This is a genomic window from Methylophilus sp. VKM B-3414 (assembly GCF_032248435.1).
Lineage (GTDB): Bacteria > Pseudomonadota > Gammaproteobacteria > Burkholderiales > Methylophilaceae > Methylophilus > Methylophilus glucosoxydans.
The window spans coordinates 384,255-402,753 of the sequence record NZ_JAVTLI010000001.1 but is presented as its reverse complement, the minus strand read 5'-3'; the positions used below and the strand labels follow the sequence as shown (position 1 = coordinate 402,753).

General features: G+C 57.3%; 8 protein-coding genes. 5 read left to right on the top strand and 3 right to left on the bottom strand.

Going from position 1 to position 18,499, the window contains the following annotated elements:
- Positions 1-5: 5 nt before the first annotated feature.
- On the bottom strand, positions 6-5,996 hold the full coding sequence (locus tag Q9292_RS01780) for an alpha-2-macroglobulin family protein (RefSeq protein WP_313984029.1): 5,991 nt from the start codon (positions 5,994-5,996) through the stop codon (positions 6-8).
- Between the two features lie 234 nt (positions 5,997-6,230).
- On the opposite strand from Q9292_RS01780, the gene Q9292_RS01775 reads away from it, so the two are divergent.
- The 4 genes from Q9292_RS01775 (at position 6,231) to Q9292_RS01760 (ending at position 13,474) form a co-directional block, all read left to right on the top strand.
- A complete protein-coding gene (locus Q9292_RS01775; RefSeq protein ID WP_313984027.1) occupies positions 6,231-9,002 on the top strand; it encodes a PD-(D/E)XK nuclease family protein in 2,772 nt (923 codons plus the stop codon).
- A complete protein-coding gene (locus Q9292_RS01770) occupies positions 9,002-12,400 on the top strand; it encodes a UvrD-helicase domain-containing protein (RefSeq protein WP_313984263.1) in 3,399 nt (1,132 codons plus the stop codon). The genes Q9292_RS01775 and Q9292_RS01770 overlap by 1 nt, the downstream gene beginning before the upstream one ends.
- 11 nt (positions 12,401-12,411) lie before the next feature.
- The gene (locus Q9292_RS01765) at positions 12,412-13,071 is read left to right on the top strand and encodes an NAD(P)H-dependent oxidoreductase (RefSeq protein WP_194747080.1); all 660 of its coding nucleotides are present in this window, start codon (positions 12,412-12,414) and stop codon (positions 13,069-13,071) included.
- 160 nt (positions 13,072-13,231) lie between these two features.
- The gene (locus Q9292_RS01760; RefSeq protein ID WP_313984024.1) at positions 13,232-13,474 is read left to right on the top strand and encodes a hypothetical protein; all 243 of its coding nucleotides are present in this window, start codon (positions 13,232-13,234) and stop codon (positions 13,472-13,474) included.
- Between the two features lie 163 nt (positions 13,475-13,637).
- On the opposite strand, the gene Q9292_RS01755 is transcribed toward Q9292_RS01760, so the two are convergent.
- Both Q9292_RS01755 and mfd read right to left on the bottom strand, forming a co-directional pair.
- Positions 13,638-14,255, bottom strand: coding sequence for a DedA family protein (locus Q9292_RS01755; RefSeq protein ID WP_313984021.1), 618 nt, complete (start codon positions 14,253-14,255; stop codon positions 13,638-13,640).
- Positions 14,255-17,662: a transcription-repair coupling factor gene (gene mfd / locus Q9292_RS01750; protein WP_313984018.1), complete on the bottom strand. Its 3,408-nt coding sequence runs from the start codon at positions 17,660-17,662 to the stop codon at positions 14,255-14,257. The genes Q9292_RS01755 and mfd overlap by 1 nt, the downstream gene beginning before the upstream one ends.
- A gap of 157 nt (positions 17,663-17,819) precedes the next feature.
- Between mfd and rpiA the strand changes: the two genes are divergently transcribed.
- Positions 17,820-18,491 (top strand): ribose-5-phosphate isomerase RpiA, encoded by a 672-nt coding sequence (rpiA, locus tag Q9292_RS01745; RefSeq protein WP_313984016.1) that lies wholly within the window; start codon positions 17,820-17,822, stop codon positions 18,489-18,491.
- The last annotated feature ends 8 nt before the right edge of the window (positions 18,492-18,499 follow it).

The following is an 18,499-nucleotide window of genomic DNA, read 5'->3' as shown; positions in this document are numbered from 1 at the left end:
CAATCTCACTGTACCTGCATGGCAGGCACCGGCAACTCGGCAAACACTTCTGGCGCATACATGGCCTCCACCCGGCTGCCAGGCAGACTGAACTGGCCGGGCTGATTGAGTCTGACCGTATATTCGACCGTGAATTTACCCTTGGGCACGTAGGCATAATATGCCCTGAAGCCATCCAGTGCGCGCTCTTCATAGGCCGGCCGTTGCCAGCCCAGGCGTTGCTCGTTTTGCGTCAGTTGCTGGCTGTCTCCGCCCAGGCCACTGCCGAGGATTGTCGCGCCACTGGGCACCGGGTCATTGATGACCACCCAGGTCATGTCAGCTTGCGCCTCCACAGTGAGGCGGACGCGGTAGACATCGCCCCGTTGCCAGCGGCCAGCCGTTTTTTGCGACACCGGTGTGACCTCACGTTGCAAGCGATAGCCGGCAAACAGCGGGGCTTGCAACGGTAAGGACGCTTTGGCGGTGACAAATGCCCAAGGCTTGCCTTCACCCTGTTGCTGGATTTGCAGCGGAGCTGCCGCCTGCGGCCAGGCATACTGCGTCAGCAATCCCCCCGCTTCGGTCCAAGGCGCGGGCTGGGTGGCGCTAGTCATTGCTTTAGCAGGCTTGGCAATGGCGGCACGTGACCAAGGCAAATGCTGGCTTTGCCCGGCCAGGCTAAGCTCGACCTGGCCAGTCACCGCAGCCTGTTCATGGGCTTTCTGGAAATGCCGCAACGCCAGCACGCCCCAGGCATTGGCCAAGGTGGTCCGCCAATGGCCGGCCTGTTGTCGCGACAACAAGCCACGTGCGAGACGGCCCGCATCCTCGGCAGGCAATTGCGGGTCTGCCGCCAGCAAGTCCAGCGTACGCGCCGCATTCACGTCGGGCGACACCATCAACCACCACAGGTCATCCTGTTTCTCGGTCGAAAACGTGAACTGCGTGCCTGAAACCATCCAGCGCGATTGCAGTACCTGCATGGCCTGGGCGCGCTTTTGCTCAGCCTCTGGCAGCGCTGGCATGCGTTTGAGTATGGATAACCAGTCAATCACGCCTGAGGTCGGCCACAGCTCGGGACGAATCTCCAGCGCATCCAGCATTTCTGGTCTGGCATGGTCATAGCGTGCCAGGGCATCAATCGCCGCCAGCTTGCGCAACACGACATCTGCCGTTTGAATGCTGCCATAGCGGTGAATGCGGCCAGCGACAAAATCTTCCAGCCCTTTGAGCATGCGCTCACGCGCGGTGTCCGGGATGTCATAGCCTGCAGCATCGGCAATTTGCAATAAATAACTGGTGAGGCTGTCATCGCCTTGCAACCAATCCATAGGGAAATAACGCGCCAGGCCATCGCCATCGAGGTGCTGCCCCAGACTGAGCATCACGCTATTCCAGCGGGCCTGATCCTCCAGCGTCACCGCCACCGAGGCGCGCTGTTCCAAACAGATATAGGGATAGCGCTGCATCCATTCGCGCACGCTAGACAGGCTACCAACCAGCGAGCGGTTAAGCCGCACGTCTATACCACCCCGGCCCGGTACCGCCTGCGCTGGCGCTTGTACCGTCATCTGCCAGGGCTGACCGGCTTGCAACTGCTGTATGGTCTGCTGGTAGACACGGACCGGATAAGCCGCACCGACCTGCTGGTGCACTTTTAAACGGTCTTTAATTTGCAAACGAGTTGGGGGTTGCGCGGTAGACTCCCCGACCACCGCCGCATCTATTTGCCAATCCAGGCCGGTCACGTTGTAAGGCACGCGTAGCGGGAACGCCAGGGTTGCGGCTTGGCCAGCGGCCAGCTTGACGCGCTGTGGTTTAAGCGCGGTCTCCACGCCCAGCGGGGTGGCGGTCACTTGCGTGGTGAGGGGTCGCTGGCTGGCATTGCGCACGGTCACCATGGCCTGCAGCTGATCCCCCTCGCGCACAAACGGCGGCAGCCCAGAAAACAGCATCAGGTCTTGCGTGGTGCGGATCAGCGCACTGCCAGAACCAAAGCGCGCTGCACCGGCATGGGCAATGGCGGCAATGCGGAAACTGGTCAGCGCATCATTGAGCGGAATGCTGACACTGGCCTGGCCGTGTTTATCCAACTTGATCACGGGCTTCCACAGCAGCAAGGTATCAAACAGCTCACGCGCGTTGGCGCCCTGCCCGCCGCCACCGCCGGGTGCGACGGCTTTTTTACCAAAATGGCGTTTACCAATCACTTGCGACTGTGCCGTTGAGGTATATACCTCTATCGGCCGGCGCTGCATCATGGCCTCCAGCAACTGCCAGGAATCAGGCTTGGCCAGTTGCAGCAAGCCTTCATCCACCGCAGTCAGCGCCACCTCGGCATTCGAGAGCGGCTTGCCCGCCGGGTCTGTCACCGTCAGCTTGACCTGGGCCTGCTCGCGCACCCGGTAAACCGTACGTTCAGGCTCCACCTTGACCTTGAGGGCATAGCCTTGCCAGCCCACCTTGATTTGCGTCATGCCCAGCTTGAAGGCAGGCTTGCTTAAATCCACCAGGGCCGTTGGCCGCGTATCCACCTCGACCGGCAAATGCTCAACCAGGCCTAAAAACTGGCCCACCTGATAGACCATGCGCTTGAGCCAGGCAAAGCGTCCGGGCGCTTGCGGATCGACACGGCCACGCACCACCATCACCGACACATAGGCATTAGGCCCATACTCGGCAGCGATCGGCACCTTGACGATGGGCGACTGCATGCTGATTTTGCTGACATACGAGGCTAGTACGCCTTCGCGCTCCACCGTCACCAGCGCCGTCGCTTCGCGGAAAGGCATGCGTACTTCAAATTGCGCCGTTTCGCCCGGGGCATACTCGCGCTTGTCAGCCAAAATATCAATGCGGTCGCTGGCGCCTGCGCTATACCAGCCGTCTTCATCGGCGACATACACTTCCTGGCTGGCGATGGCAGGCTGTTTTTTGCTGTCTTTGGTGGTTGCCACCAGAATCAATTCGCCACTGGCCGGAGCCGCCCCCTTGCAACTGAGCAAACCCTGGCCATCGGTTTGCCCGTCGCAAACCGCGCCCACATGCTTCACCTCAGCAGTTTGTTCATAGGCATAAAACCCGCCCAGCAACCGTTTGCGGTAAGCATAGGTATGCCGCTGATAGGCCTCAACGGCTACTGCCTGCCCGACCAGCGGTTTACCTGTGCTATCCAGCGCCAGCACCTTAAACGCCAGATTCTGCGGTGTCGCAAAGTAACTATCCATTTTAATACCGAGATGCACGGCCGAGGGTAGCAGCAGCGCTTGCGTGGCTGCTGTCAATATCTGGCCATTGGGGTCGGCATATTCCATCTCTACCTGCAGGGCATGCGGGGTACGCACATTAGGCAAACGGTCAAAAGTAACGCGCGCTCCGCCACTGCCATCCAGCGTCACTGCCTGCGTGCGGGGCGGGTAGCGCTTGTCACTGTCAGCAGACGCTTGATCCGAGGATTGCCCATCACTCCAGCCTTCTTCCGGGTCATAAGAAAAAGGTTGTATGGCGTGCAGCCCTTCCTGTGGCCGCTCACCGCCAAAACGAAACGCCTCATACTGCGCAAACTGCATGGTATAAGGCTCTAGCCGGCTACGGAACTTGACCGGCAAGCCAGCCGCAGGCCCGCCCGCCAGATAGTTGAGTTGCACATCCACCTGTAATTGACGCTGGTTGACCACCGGTGCGGCGGGCGGTTTGAGGCTGGCATGCATCAAGGGCACGCGATATTGCTCAACCCGGAAATGCCCCATCGTTACCTCCATGCCCTCCACCATCATGGTCACCACATAGTTGCCCAGCTTGGCTTCTTTGGGAATCACCCAGCTAGACGTACCGGCCGCATTGGCCCAGCGCACCGCGCGCGTCTCGCTTTCACCGCTGCCCTGATGCGTCAAGGTGATCTCATCCGGCAACCGCTCGGGCAGGCGCAGTCCTTTAACGGTATGCAAGCGCACAAAGTGCTTCATGGAGACGGTTTCACCAGCACGGAACAAGGGGCGGTCAAACACCGTATGCGCCAGTACCGGGCCCGCGCTCTCGCCGCCGCCCAGGTTAAATTGCCAGGGGCTGAGGCCATCGTCCCACTGTGAAAACATAAACGACAAATCATCGTCTTTGCGTGCCGTGACCAGATGACCATAACAACTTTTGCGGTAGCTGTCTTCAAGCGCCTGTGCAATATTCGCGCGGCCCTGGCGGTCGGTTTTGCCTTGCCAGAGCAAGACACCATCGCAGGTGGATACCCTGACTTCGGCCCCCGAGACCGGTTTGGCATTATCCAGCCGCGTCACCCACACCAGGGATGACTCATGGCCTTTTTTGTAATGCACGGCCAGGTTGGTGACCAGCGCGCTAGATGAGACAAAATAAGGTTTTTGCTCGCCATGCAACGCCGCCCCCAGGCGGTCACTGGCAAATTCGACCACATAAAATCCAGGCTTTTGCAGCGGGATGCCCAACACCTCAAACGTTTTCTGCCCTTGCCTGCGCGGCAGGCGGATCTCACTGGAAGCTACGTCCTGGTTGCCTATTAGCAGGGGGATTTCCCCCTCGCGCGGGTAACGGTCATGCGTTTTCAAAAAGGCGTCAGACTCGCCACTGCCATAAGGATGCTGGGTGACTTTAAAATACCAGGCCGCCAGTTCAGCATCATTCTCAGGTTGCAAGCGGCCCACACGGCCAGATTGCTCGGCATTGGCGCTGGGGGTGATGCGCGCGCCTTGCAAGGTGACCTCGACATTACGCACCGTCACCGGCAAGGCAGGTTGCGCATACCGCTCCAAAATGCCAAATTTTGCCGGGAACTTGATCAGGGGCGGATCGACATCCATTGTCATCGCCAACGGGAAAGCGCGCGCATTGACCGGCACACGCCCGGCATCATCTTTAAATTCACCTGGCAATTGCAGCACCACCCGGCTATTCGCGGTAAACGGTCCTTTGAACTGCACCGACTCCAAGGTCTCCCCTTGTGCATAGTCGGCAATCACCGGTTTTTGCATGCTGCCATCCGGCAGTTTGATTCGGATGGCCTCAGCCAGGCGGCGGCTGACAGGTGCATTAAACTGCACCTGTATCGGCAATACTGGAATACAGCCAGCCTTGGCATTGGTGCGCGTGCAGCTGGCATTCACTTTAAACGCGTCGCGGACTTTAAACCTCAGCACTTGCGGCTTGTTGGCAACCACACCACTGACGGAGGTGATGCCTGCGTCCCAATGCAAACTCACCTCACTGCCCGCAGGCAACGGGCGGCTGCACTGTGCCACCACAATATTCGCCTGCTGTATACGGCGGTCTTTGACTGAGAGCAGACCCTGCTGCGCATTTTTAAACAACACCAAAAACAACTGGCTGGCACGGTCTTTTTGCTCGCGCAGGATCTGCTCGCGTGCCTGGCCAGTGATCAACTTGAGTGGAAACAGCTCACCTACACCTTGTATGCTGCAAGCAGCATGCTGCTTGACGCTGTCTTCATTGACAGGCGCATCAAGCCCCAGCAAAAACACCTGTGACTCATCGATATATTCAATGCCCTCTTCTGGCAGCGAGGTGACGATGGCCGGCCCCCCGGTTGAAAAACTGAAGGATTGCGACGAAACCGGTGTGCCCGCGACGCTTTGCAAGCCTTTTTTAACAGAGAAGCGGCATTGCAAACCGGCTGGTAAATCGGCCTCAAAGTCATACACCCACTGCCTGTCATCCAGCCAATGCCCCTGCCCTTTGGCATCGCATTGAATGTCAAACGGTGCAGGCAGACGCGGATCGCCAAAAGCCACCATGGGCAGCGAAAACCGGGCGCTGACTTGTCTGACCGCCTTCACCTCGCCTTGCGGTGCAAAGGTCACGCGCGCTTCGGTGTCAGCCTCGGCCGCCCATACATGTTCGGCCAGCAACCCTAGCCACAGCACACAACAGGCAGCCAGCCAACTTGCAGTCATCCAGCCGCTGGCAAGGCGCTCAGAAAACCGCGCCGGTCGTGCGCGCACAGCGTGTGTCAAAAAACAGGCCAGCATAGCGTGATCCTTAATATGGCAAAAACGCGGACGAAAGGGCAGCTCTCATCATTCAAATTGCTAAGCCTGACAAGGCGCGATTAAAAAATGGCGCGATTAAAAAATTCAGTCGCCGCATATCGTTGATATGGGAGGAAAAACTTTTTATGCGCGACGCAAGTTGATTGATTAGAGGTGCCCGAAAAGGACATTATCTTATAAAATGACCTGTTGGTTAATGACACTTTGCTGAACATGCCTAGCGCTTCTCTCCCTCCTTCACCCACGCCAGCGGCGACCATCCTCTGCGCCTCTGCCCGTCTGGCGCAAGGCATCCGGCAATGGTTATCGTCCAGCTACCAGCAGCAAGGGCTGTTGCAATGGCAGGCACCGCAGGTGTTTCCGCTGCAAGACTGGCTGCACCAACTCACTGAGCAAGCCATTTTATGTGGCCGCATTGCCGTGGCGGATGCCCCAGCGGGCATGCTGTCCTCGACGCAAGAGGCGTTGCTGTGGGAGCAAGCGATTCAGCATTGTCTGCGCCAGCATGACCACCTCGATTTATTGAACACTAACGGCCTCGCCAGCGCGGCGATGGAGGCGAACCGCTACCTGATTGAGTGGAATATCAGCCTGGATATGGATGCAGCCAGTGAGGAGACCCGCCAGTTCATGCAGTGGCGCCAGCAATTTCAGACGCTGTGCAAGCAAAGTGGCTATCTTGAGGGCGTGCGTTACCAAGCCTGGCAATTGGCGCAACTGCAACAGGGCTTGCTACCGTTGCCCGAGCGCATTGCCTTGGCCGGGTTTGACCGTATCAACCCGCATTTGCAACGTCTGATCGACCGTTTGCAAGCCGCAGGTGTGACCGTAGAGACCTTTGAACATCGCATCACCGCGCAGCAGGTGCAACGCATGGCCTTTGCTGAAAATATGGACGAAATGCGCGCTGCCGTATATTGGGCCAAGCAGACACTCAGCACCCACAAACAGGCCAGGCTGGCTATCGTGGTGCCAGACCTGGAAGCCGTGCGCGACACACTGGCCAATCTGCTGGATGACACCTTTCATCCTGAGGCCTTGCATCCTGCGCATGCCGAAATCCCCCGCTGTTATGAGTTTTCGCTGGGCACGCCGTTAACGCGCTGGCCGCTGGTGAATACCGCCTTAACCCTGTTGCGGCTGGCGTTTCAACACACGCCGCTGGCACAAACCGAGCTGTCAGCGCTGCTGGCGGATGTGTATTGGTCACAAGCCCTGTTTGAAGCCGATGCGCGCGCCGCGCTGGACGCCGAAATGCGCCGCCAGTTGCCCTTGCAAGTCAAGGCCACGACCTTTGCGTGGTTTATTACCCGCAAGCAGCAAGATGAGCATGCGATTCATAGTCCGGCGCTATTACAAGACCTCAACGCCTTGCTGACCACGGCCAGACAGCTACCGGCCAAACAACTGCCTTCGGCCTGGGCCAAGAGCCTGACGGCACTGCTTACCGCCAGCCATTGGCCAGGCGAGCGCAGCCTGTCCAGCCATGAGTACCAGTGCCAACAATCGTTTTACAAGGTCATTGCGCAACTCGGTGCGCTGGATGCCTGGCTGGGCCCCATCCCGGCTACTACCGCCATCCAGCGGCTGACACAATTATGTCAGGCACAGATTTTTCAACCGCAAACCGTGCGCCAGCCCAACCTCACCGTCATGGGCATGCTGGAAGCCAGTGCCCAGCCGCTGGACGGGGTGTGGGTGATGGGCATGAACGACCATGTGTGGCCCCCGCTGTCGCGCACCAATGCCCTGATCCCGGCCGAGCTGCAACGGCAGGCAGGCACGCCCAATGCCAGCAGTGAGGTGCAAATCGCCTTTGCCAGCCAGATTCACCAACGCCTGCTGGGCACGGCGCACCAGGTCATTTTTTCTTATGCGCAAAAAGAAGGTGACCGCCTGTTGCGCATGAGCCCGCTGATTCAAGACATTGCCGAAGTCGCTGCCAGTGCCAGGGTCGCCACGCTGGCGGAAACCCTGGCCACCAGCCAGCCCGAGCACTGGCAATGGCTGGACGACCACCAGGCCCCGCCCGTGCAAGATGGCGAACATGTGAGCGGCGGCACCGGCCTGCTGCGTGCGCAGGCGATTTGCCCAGCGTGGGCGTTTTACCAATACCGGCTCAAAGCCCGCAAACTGGAGACGCCGCATAACGGGCTGGATGTCATGCAGCGCGGCGACCTCATCCACCGCGTGATGGCGGCATTTTGGCAACAACCGCGCGAGGACTGGCAAAGCTGTGCTGAGGAGGAATTGAAAAGTCAGCTGGACGCCCTTGCCGCGCAAGTCATGGCCGAATTCAATACCGAGTTTTCGCAGCCGTTTACAGAGGTGTTTTGCCAGCTCGAAGCCGAGCGCCTGAGCAAACTCGCCCTGACCTGGCTGCTGCAAGTCGAACGCGAGCGCATGCAACCGTTTACCGTGTCACTGGTTGAAAAAACCTTTAAGCCGCTGATTGAAAGCATCCAGGTCAAACTGGTGATAGACCGCGTGGATACGCTGGCAGATGGCCGCCTGGTGGTGATTGATTACAAAACCGGCAGCATGCCAGACACTAAAAATTGGGCCAGCGATAAAATCACTGAACCACAACTGCCCATTTATGCCGCCTTTATTTTGCAAGACGCCGAGATTGCGGCGGTCTGCTTTGGCAAGCTGCGGCTGACGGATGGTGGCTTTGCCGGCATCGCCGCCGAAGAAGATATTGTGCCCGGCGTCAAAGCGTTTAATCACGAAAAAAACAAATTGTTTGACCCGACAGAATTCCCAGACTGGCCGTCGATTCTGCAGCACTGGCGGACGCAAATCACGTTAACTGCGCAAGCCCTCAAGGCAGGCGAGGCGGCGGTGCTGTTTGAGGCGGAGCAAGATCTGGACTATTGCGATGTGCTGCCTTTGCTCAGATTGCCAGAGCGGCAATTGCAGTTTGAGCACTTGCAATCTGGCCTCTTGCAATCGGCGCACTTGAAATCAAAAGGTGCCGCATGATGCACTCAGAAACACCATCAACGTTGACAGCAGAGACCGTTTTGACAGAGGCGCTGGCACTGGATGCCGCCAACCGTGAACGCGCGCTGGCGCTGGAGTCCTTTATTGTCGAGGCCCCGGCGGGCGCGGGCAAAACCGAGTTACTGACCCAGCGTTTTCTCAAGTTGCTGCAAACCGTACAAGCGCCCGAAGAAATTATCGCCATCACCTTTACCAACAAGGCTGCCTCGGAGATGCGCGTGCGGATTCTGGATAGCCTGTTGCTGGCGGCCAGTGGCGTGGCGCCCGAAGCCGCGCACAAGAAAATCACGTTTGCACTGGGCCAGCAAGCCTTGCAGCGCTCGGCCGCGCTCAACTGGCAATTGCTGCAAAGTCCGGCCCGCTTGCGGATTTACACCATAGACTCCTTATGTGCCAACCTGGCGCGGCAAATGCCGTTGCTGAGCCGCTTTGGCACGCAACCGGCGGTGACAGAAGACGCCTGGCCTTATTACCGCGAAGCCGCGGGGCTGGCCTTGCAAAGCATGGATGAGCCTGTGCTGGGCGAACCGGTGCGGCGAGTGTTGCGCTATATGGATAATGATCAAACCCGGCTGGAAGCCCTACTCATGTCCATGCTGGCCAAACGCGAACAATGGCTGCATCACAGCCAGACTGGGCACACACTGTCTGGGCAAATGGCACTGGTGCATTTAATTGAAGGTGAGCTGGCGCAGATTCACCAGCATCTGCCCGCCCGCTTGCAACAGGCGCTGATGCCCATTGCGCGCTATGCCGGCAGTCAACTCCCAGACACGCACCCCATCGCTCAGCTACGCGATTGGCAAGTGGCGTTGCAACCTCGCCTGGCCGATTTGCCAAACTGGCGCGCGCTGGCCGAGTTGTTATTGACAGGCACGGGGGGGCTGCGCAAACGGCTGGACAAAAACATGGGCCTGCCCGCCACCGACGAAGCCAAGCCTTACAAGGAGGCCTTGACCGAGATTCTGGATGGCCTGGCACAAGATCGCCGCGCAGAACCCAGCCTGGCGCGCATCCGCATGCTGCCAGACCCCAACGCCCGTGACGAAGCGCTGATTGCAGACTTGAGCCAGCTGTTGAATATTGCGGCGGCCCAGCTCTGGTTGCACTTTCAGGCGCAAAACGAAGTCGACTTTGTCGAGATCGCCCAGCGCGCCTTGCAAGCGCTGGTAGAAGGCGGCGAAGCAAGCGAGCTGGCCATGCGGCTGGACTACCGCATACAGCATCTGCTGGTCGATGAGTTTCAGGATACCAGCCCGATGCAGATCGACCTGCTCAAGGCGCTGACGCGCGGCTGGCAAGCGGGCGATGGCCGTACCCTGTTTACCGTGGGCGACCCCATGCAGTCGATTTACCGCTTCCGCAAAGCCAATGTCGGCCTGTTTTTGAATGCGGCCGAATTCGGCATCGGTGACATCGCGCTGACCCCGCTCAAACTGTGGCGCAATAACCGCTCGTGCCCGGCCGTGGTCGAATGGATCAACCAGACCTTTAAAGGCATGCTGCCGTCTGAGGATGCCCCGCAGCAAGGCGCGATTGCTTACCGGCCTTTTGTCGCCACGCGCCCGTCTCTGCCTGGTGAGGGGGTGTTTGTGCATCCGCTGATCCAACCAGTGAGCGAACATGAAGAAGAGGAACCGGCAGACCTGCGCCGACTCGAAGCCGAACAGATTATCCGCATTATCCAGCAGACACGCGCCGAACAGCCAGATGCCACCATTGCCGTGCTGGTGCGTGCACGCAAGCACTTGCATGCGCTGGTCACCGAGATGCGGCGCAACCATACCGAGTTGAGCTTTCAGGCGGTGGAGATTGAAGAGCTGGCAAACCGCCAGATTGTCCAAGACCTGCTGACGCTGACCTACGCCCTGTACCAGCGGGCTGACCGTGTGCATTGGCTGGCCTTGCTGCGCGCACCCTGGTGCGGGCTGACGCTGGCCGACCTGCATGCCTTGATCGGCCAGGACGGGCAACGCAGCGTCATGAGTCTGCTCGAAGACGAACAAGTGATGGCACGCCTGAGTGCAGATGGCCAGACCCGCGCCCGCCATGTGCGTGAGGTCATGCAAACGGCCTTGCAATGGCGGTCCCGCAACGCCACCAGCCGCTGGGTGCACAACACCTGGTTGCGGCTGGGCGGCGCACACTGCTTATGGAACGAAAACGATGTGCAAGATGTGCAGGCGTTTTTTGCCCGCATTGCCGCGCTCGAGCAACACGGCCAGTTCAGCCCGCAAAGCCTGGCCGAAGATGTGAAAAAACTGTATGCGGCTCCCGATGCCAAAGCCGATGACCGCTTGCAATTCATGACCATCCACAAATCGAAGGGTCTGGAGTTTGACACGGTCATTCTGCCGGGCCTGGATGGCAGCAACCCGCCCGATGACGCCAAGCTGGTGATTTGGGAAGAAGTCACGACGGCCGATGGTGACGTCGCACTGGTCGCGGCACCCTTTGTACCCACAGCCCTCAAGCGGCAGCACTCCGGTGTCACGCCCTACGATTACCTGAATGACCTCGACAAAACCCGTGCGGCCTATGAAGACGCCCGCGTGCTGTATGTCGCCGCCACGCGCGCCGAGCGCCAGTTGCATCTACTCGGCATTGCCAGGCCGGATAAAAACGGTGACCCGCAACCCCGTAAAAATACGTTTTTACAGCTGCTGTGGCCAGCCGTCAGTTCGGATTTCAATCGCGAACAAGATATCGTGGTCCGCTACCCGCAACAAAGCCAGCAGGCCGATATCCGCCAGTTTGTGCCCAAGCTGATTCGCTTGCCGCAAGCCACCAGTCCCGCCCTCTTGCAACCCAGCACCGATCTCGCGCGCGCTTATGATGCCACGCCCCCCGCAGACAGCACCGTCAGCAGCCTGGAGGCCGATATCGGCACCCTCGCCCACCTTTACCTGCAACTGATCGCCGAACAAGGCCTGGCCGCCTGGCAAGCCCACGCCAGCACGAGTTGCCAGTCATTGCTGGCAGCCATGCAACGCTGGTTTGCGCAACAAGGTTATGCTGAAGCGGAGGCCGTGCCAGCCAGCCAGCAAGTGGCGACGCTACTCACCACCACGCTGCAATCAGCGGATGGCCGCTGGGTGCTCGCTGAACATCCGCAAGCAGCCTCTGAGCTAGCGATTGAGCAACTTGCCGCCAATAAAAAAGTCATAGACCGTACTTTTGTTGCTGAGGGTGTACGCTGGATTGTCGATTACAAATCGGCCCCAGTCACAGCAAGTGACGATTTACCCAGCCTGGCAGCCACGTTCAAGCCGCAATTAGCCGCCTATGCTCAGTTGTTTGCGACCGAAGGCTTACCGGTGAAAACGGCTATTTTATTTTTAAGCGCAGGCAAACTCGTGCCTGTGGAGATTCTTTGAAGGACAGATAGATGATAGATACACAAGCGATTCTCGATGCATTTCAATTCCGCCATGCCTGTAAAGAATTTGATGCCAGCAAACAGATTCCTGCAGAAGAATTTGAATTGATTCTCGAAGCCGCCCGCCTCTCACCCAGCTCATTCGGCTTTGAGCCCTGGCATTTTATTGTGGTGCAAGATAAAACCCTGCGCGAAAGCCTGAAGCAGCATGCCTGGGGCGCGCCGCTCAAGCTGGATACCGCCAGCCACTTTGTCTTGTGTCTGGCCATGAAATCTCCCTTTCTGGACGCAGACAGCCCTTACCTGCCGCAATTCATGCGTGAAGTGCAGCACCATCCAGACGACATCGCCAACATGCGACTGGGCTTTTACAAACAGTTTCAACAATCCGACTTTGGCCTCACCGACGAGCGCAAACTGTTCGACTGGGCCAGCAAACAATGCTACATCGCGCTGGCCAACATGATGACCGTCGCCGCCATGCGAGGCATAGACAGTTGCCCGATTGAAGGCTTTAAACAACAAGAAACCGAGACTTTGCTGGCAGAGCAGTTTGGCGTAAACCTGCAAGAATATGGACTGGCCTATATGGTCGCCTTTGGTTACCGCAAACATGCACCCAAAGCAAAAACACGCCGGGCCATGGCGCAGGTAGTCACCTGGAAGTGAGCTTACTTGGAGCGTTCGGATACCCCTGCTGAACACTACGCAGTGACACCTTGATTGTTCACGCACGGCGACGCTTCAAGCATTGGCCTCAAAGGGCTATTTAAATGACTTGCCACCCTTTGCTACAGTCTGGTTTCAAAATAAATCAAAGGGGTGACGGATGAAATCAGTATTTAAAAATATGTTCGCTTGCAGTGTGCTCATGTTGGCAAGTGTTGCGGCCAATGCATCTACAGAGCACTGGGCGTTATCGCATGGGATTGCCTTCAAGCATGACCTTGCTAGATACTCGTTTGCGTTGGATGCTTCGACAAAGGTATCTTCCAATAGCCTCGTAGACAGAATGGCTGCTAAGGATGAGGATCAGGCTGACAGTTCAGATGCGGAAACTATGCTTGCATAAACCTGCACAAGTGCCGCAAACGCTTGGTAGGCACTAGCTGATATCTAATGTGGTTGACCGATCTAGCGCAAATAAAAAAGGCCAATGAATGGCCTTTTTTATTTTTGGGCATCAGATTCTGATGAACCGCAGCCAGTTTTAGACACTCACTCAAGCTAACTGATTACGCAGCCTCGTTTTTGAAGTGTCTGCGCACGTACCAGGCAACAAAGATCAATCCCAGCGCGGCAATCACATAATGTGACTCGTGGAAGTACACTTTCAAATCTTCCCAATGCTCACCGGCTTTCATGCCCACATACCCTAGCACCCAGCACCAGATCAGTGAGCCGACAAAGGTGTAAGCCACAAACCGCGTCATGTTCATGCGCGCCACCCCGGCCGGGAAAGCGATAAATGTGCGCACGGCGGGCAACAGGCGGGCAATAAAAATAATGATTTCGCCGTGATTGGCAAACCAGCGGTCCGCCATATCAAGGTCTTTTTTGCTGATCAGCACATATTTACCGAATTTCTCCACCAGAGGACGACCGCCGTACATGCCCAGGTAATAAGCGGGGATCGAGCCGACCACACAGCCTACCGCCCCTGCCAGCGCAATGCCCCATAGCGTTAAATCGCCCTTACTGACCAGAAACCCTGCAAATGGCATGATGATTTCGGAGGGCAAAGGAATACAGGCGGATTCAATCGCCATCAGCAACACAATGCCGCCATAGCCCATGCTGGCAATCACGGCAATAATCCAGCCCGCCACGGCAGCCACTAATTTTTCTAACATTACATAAATTCCTTCAAAAGGGTTTTCACTAATTCTACACGGTGATTGAGGTTACCAAGCTGCACGGTGACACGTAATTTATCCGGCCCGTTCATGCGGCAGCGCTTGTCGCGTTGCAACAGATTGATCAGCTTGAGCGGATCGAGATCGGCTTTGACATTAAACTGCAACTGAATGGCTGCGTCAGAGGCATCGATTTTAATAATGCCCAAGGCTTTGGCGGCGATGCGCAAACGGTGGCAGGCAATCAGCGCCTCGCCGGGCTCAGGCAACAGGCCAAAACGGTCGATCAGCTCTTCCTGCATGGCATCGAGCGCGTCATCGTCTTCGCAGTTGGCCAGGCGTTTATAAATCACCAACCGCTCGTGCACGTCCGGGCAATAATTGTTGGGCAACAAGGCCGGGGTATGCAGATTGATTTCGGTGGTCACCCCCAGTGGCGCATCAAGGTCAGGCTCTTTGCCGGCCTTGAGCTGTTTAACAGCATGACTCAGCATATCGGAATACAAGTTAAAGCCGATTTCCTGCATTTCACCGCTCTGGCTGTCGCCCAGCAACTCACCGGCGCCGCGGATTTCAAGGTCGTGCATGGCGAGGTGGAAGCCTGCCCCCAGGTCTTCCAGCAGCTGAATCGCGTCTAGGCGTTTTTGCGCCTGCGGCGTGATATTACGGTGCGGATCGGTCAGCAGATAGGTGTAAGCCTGGTGGTGACTGCGCCCCACGCGGCCACGTAACTGGTGCAATTGCGCCAGGCCAAACATATCGGCCTTGTTGATGATCATGGTGTTGGCAGTGGGCACGTCGATGCCGGTTTCGACGATGGTCGTACACAGCAACAGATTGGCGCGTTGCTGGTAAAAGTCGCGCATGACGTGTTCCAGCTCGCGCTCGCGTAACTGGCCGTGGCCAATGACGATACGGGCCTCGGGCACGATTTTCTCCAGCTTTTCCTTCATGACATAGATGGTATCCACCTCGTTATGCAGGAAATACACCTGGCCGCCGCGCTTGAACTCACGCATGACTGCCTCGCGAATAATGCCGTCCGAATAAGGCGTATGAAAGGTTTTGATTGCCAACCGTTTTTGCGGCGGCGTGGAAATCACTGAGAACTCACGCAGGCCTTCCATGGCCATGCTCAAGGTACGCGGAATCGGCGTGGCGGTCAGCGTCAGCACATCCACCTCGGCACGCAGGGCTTTCATCTGTTCTTTTTGTCGCACGCCAAAACGGTGCTCTTCATCCAGAATCGCTAAACCCAGGTTCTTGAATTTGACGTCTTTCTGAATCAGCCGGTGCGTGCCAATGATGATGTCTATGCTGCCATCGGCCAGTCCTTTGATGGCTTCGGCCTGCTCTTTGGCGGTGCGGAAACGGGAAATTTCGGCAACCTTGATTGGCCACTCGGCAAAGCGGTCGACAAAGTTCTGGTAATGCTGCTCGGCCAGCAAGGTGGTCGGCACCAGCACCGCCACCTGGCGGCCACCCATCACTGCGACAAAAGCGGCACGCAGCGCGACCTCTGTTTTGCCAAAGCCAACATCACCGCACACCAGGCGGTCCATGGGGCGGCCAGATTGCATGTCTTTGATGACGGCTTCGATAGCATCCAGCTGGTCTGGCGTCTCTTCAAACGGAAAGCCTTCACAAAAGGCCTCGTAATCATGCAGGCCCAAGGTAAAGGCATGGCCTTTGCGCGCAGCGCGTTGCGCATATAGGTTAAGCAACTCTGCTGCGGTATCGCGAATCTGTTTGAGGGCTTTTTTCTTGGCTTTTTCCCATTGGCCGCTACCTAGTCTGTGCAATGGTGCACTCTCGGGCGGCCCACCGGAATACCGTGAAATCAGAAACAGTTGCGATACCGGCACATACAGTTTGTCTTCGCCAAAATACTCAATCAGCAACAGCTCAGTCTCGCCCTCGCCAAAGTCGATATTAACCAGACCCTTGTAGCGCCCCACCCCGTGCTGCTCATGCACCACCGGGTCATCCAGCCGCAGTTCGGACAAGTCTTTGAGCATGCCTTCGGCATTACGCGCTTTCTCCTGATTGCGGCGGCGCTGCTGACGCACGGTGCTGGCATACAGCTCAGCCTCGGTGACCACCGCCAACGCGCCCTCGCGCGCATCCTTATCCACCATACCCTGATGCAAGGGCGCCACGCCGAGCATGAGCGGGAAGTTGGATTGTGCAAACCCGGCCCAGTCTTCAGCCAGTGAAAAACTCAGGCCATGATCGCTGAACAGTTGCGCAATGGTCTCGCGCCGGCCCAGGCTTTCTGCGGCAATCAGCACCCGCCCGTCAAATTGCTGGATAAAGGCTTGCAGTTTGTGCAAGGGCTGCTCGGCACGTCGGTCTACATCGACAGGCGGTAAAACGGTTTGTTGGGCAATTTGCTGAGTGACCAGCGCGAAGTCATGCGAGCGCTTAAAAAATTCATCGGCTTTTTGCAGCAATGTTTCCGGGCGCAAGATGGGTTTTTCCGCATCATGTGCCATCAGGCGGTAACGCGTACTGGCATCGGCCCAGAATGTTTGTGCGGCCTTGTCCAGGTCCCCATGCAGGCAAAGGACGGTTTGCGCGGGCAAATAATCAAATAGTGTGGCCGTCTGCTCAAAAAACAGCGGCAAATACCATTCGACCCCGCCGCTGGGCGTGCCTTTACTCACATCTTTATATATTTTGGCGCGTTGCGGGTCGCCCTCAAAGTACTCGCGAAACTGGCTGCGGAAGCGCGTGATCGCCGCTTCATCCATAGGAAACTCCCGCGCAGGCAGCATGCGAATTTCGGGCACAGGATAGACGCTACGCTGGGTGTCGATATCAAACGTGCGTATGGTTTCGATTTCGTCATCGAACAGGTCTATGCGGTAGGGGAAGGCGCTGCCCATGGGGAACAAATCCACCAGCCCGCCGCGCACGCTGAACTCGCCCGGTGCCATCACCTGGCTCACGTGGTGGTAACCCGCCTGCGCACACTGGTTGCGCAAGGCCTCCACATCCAGGCGCTGACCTTTTTTGAGCATAAACGAGTGCGCGGCCAGGTAAGCGACCGGCGGCAGACGCAATAATGCGGTCGCCATCGGCACAATCACCACATTGCTCTGGTTCTGGCTCAGTTGATACAAGGTTGCCAGGCGCTCAGAGATCAAGTCTGGATGCGGGGAAAACACGTCATACGGCAGCGTTTCCCAGTCTGGCAGCAAATGTACGGCAATCTCTTTGCCAAAAAACGGGATTTCGTCCATCAGCCGTTGCGCTTCAAACGCACTCGCCGTTAAAACGACCAGGGGCGTGTTTGTTGCTTTTAAACCACAAGCCAGCTCGGCTAATGCATGGCTATCCAGGCCCTGACTTTGAAAAGAAAAGCGCTGCGGATGCCCGATCACGGGGAGTGAAACTGCCATAAAAAATTAGACTCTTATTGCTCAGGTTAGATGAGTATTTGTTGGCGAATCTGCCGAGTTTGCTATTATAACTGCAAGCGTCGATCGGCTGTCATGGAATGACACCTAAGACGCCCGAGCGAATAAAATGTATGACCCCAGCACGGAGATGATAAAGATGAATGACAAACAAGCCGTCGCGCTGGAAGCTGCCAGCTACGTCAAAGACGAGATGATCGTAGGCCTGGGCACAGGATCTACCGCCAATTACTTTATTGAAGCGCTGGCGCAACGCCAGCAGCAAGGCCTGCGGGTGACCACGGTTGCCAGCTCCACCATCAGCATGATCAAGGCGCAAAGCGTTGGCTTGACCGTGCTGGGCCTGCAACAGCTCAGCCAGATAGATCTTTATGTGGACGGCGCGGATGAAATCACGCCCGACAACACCCTGCTCAAAGGCCGCGGCTATGATCTGGTCATGGAAAAACTGCTGGCCAAGGCGGCCAAACAGTTTATTGTTGTGGCAGATAAGAGCAAGCTGGTGCCTCATATTGGCCAGAACTATCCTATCCCGATTGAAGTGATGCCTTTTGCCTGGCAAGCGGCCAAGCGCAGCATTGAAGCCATCGGCGGCACGGGAGAGCTACGGCCTAATGTGGCCAAAGACGGCTTGTGCATGACCAGCCACGGCAGTCTGGTGCTGGATATGCGCTTTGAGGCTGGCCTGGATGCGCATAGCCTCAACGCAACACTGAACAATATCCCCGGCGTGGTTGAGCATGGTATTTTTGCCAAACTAGCCACAACCATCCTGATTGCAGATCAGGGCCAGATCGCAACACGGGTTTAACTGGCGGC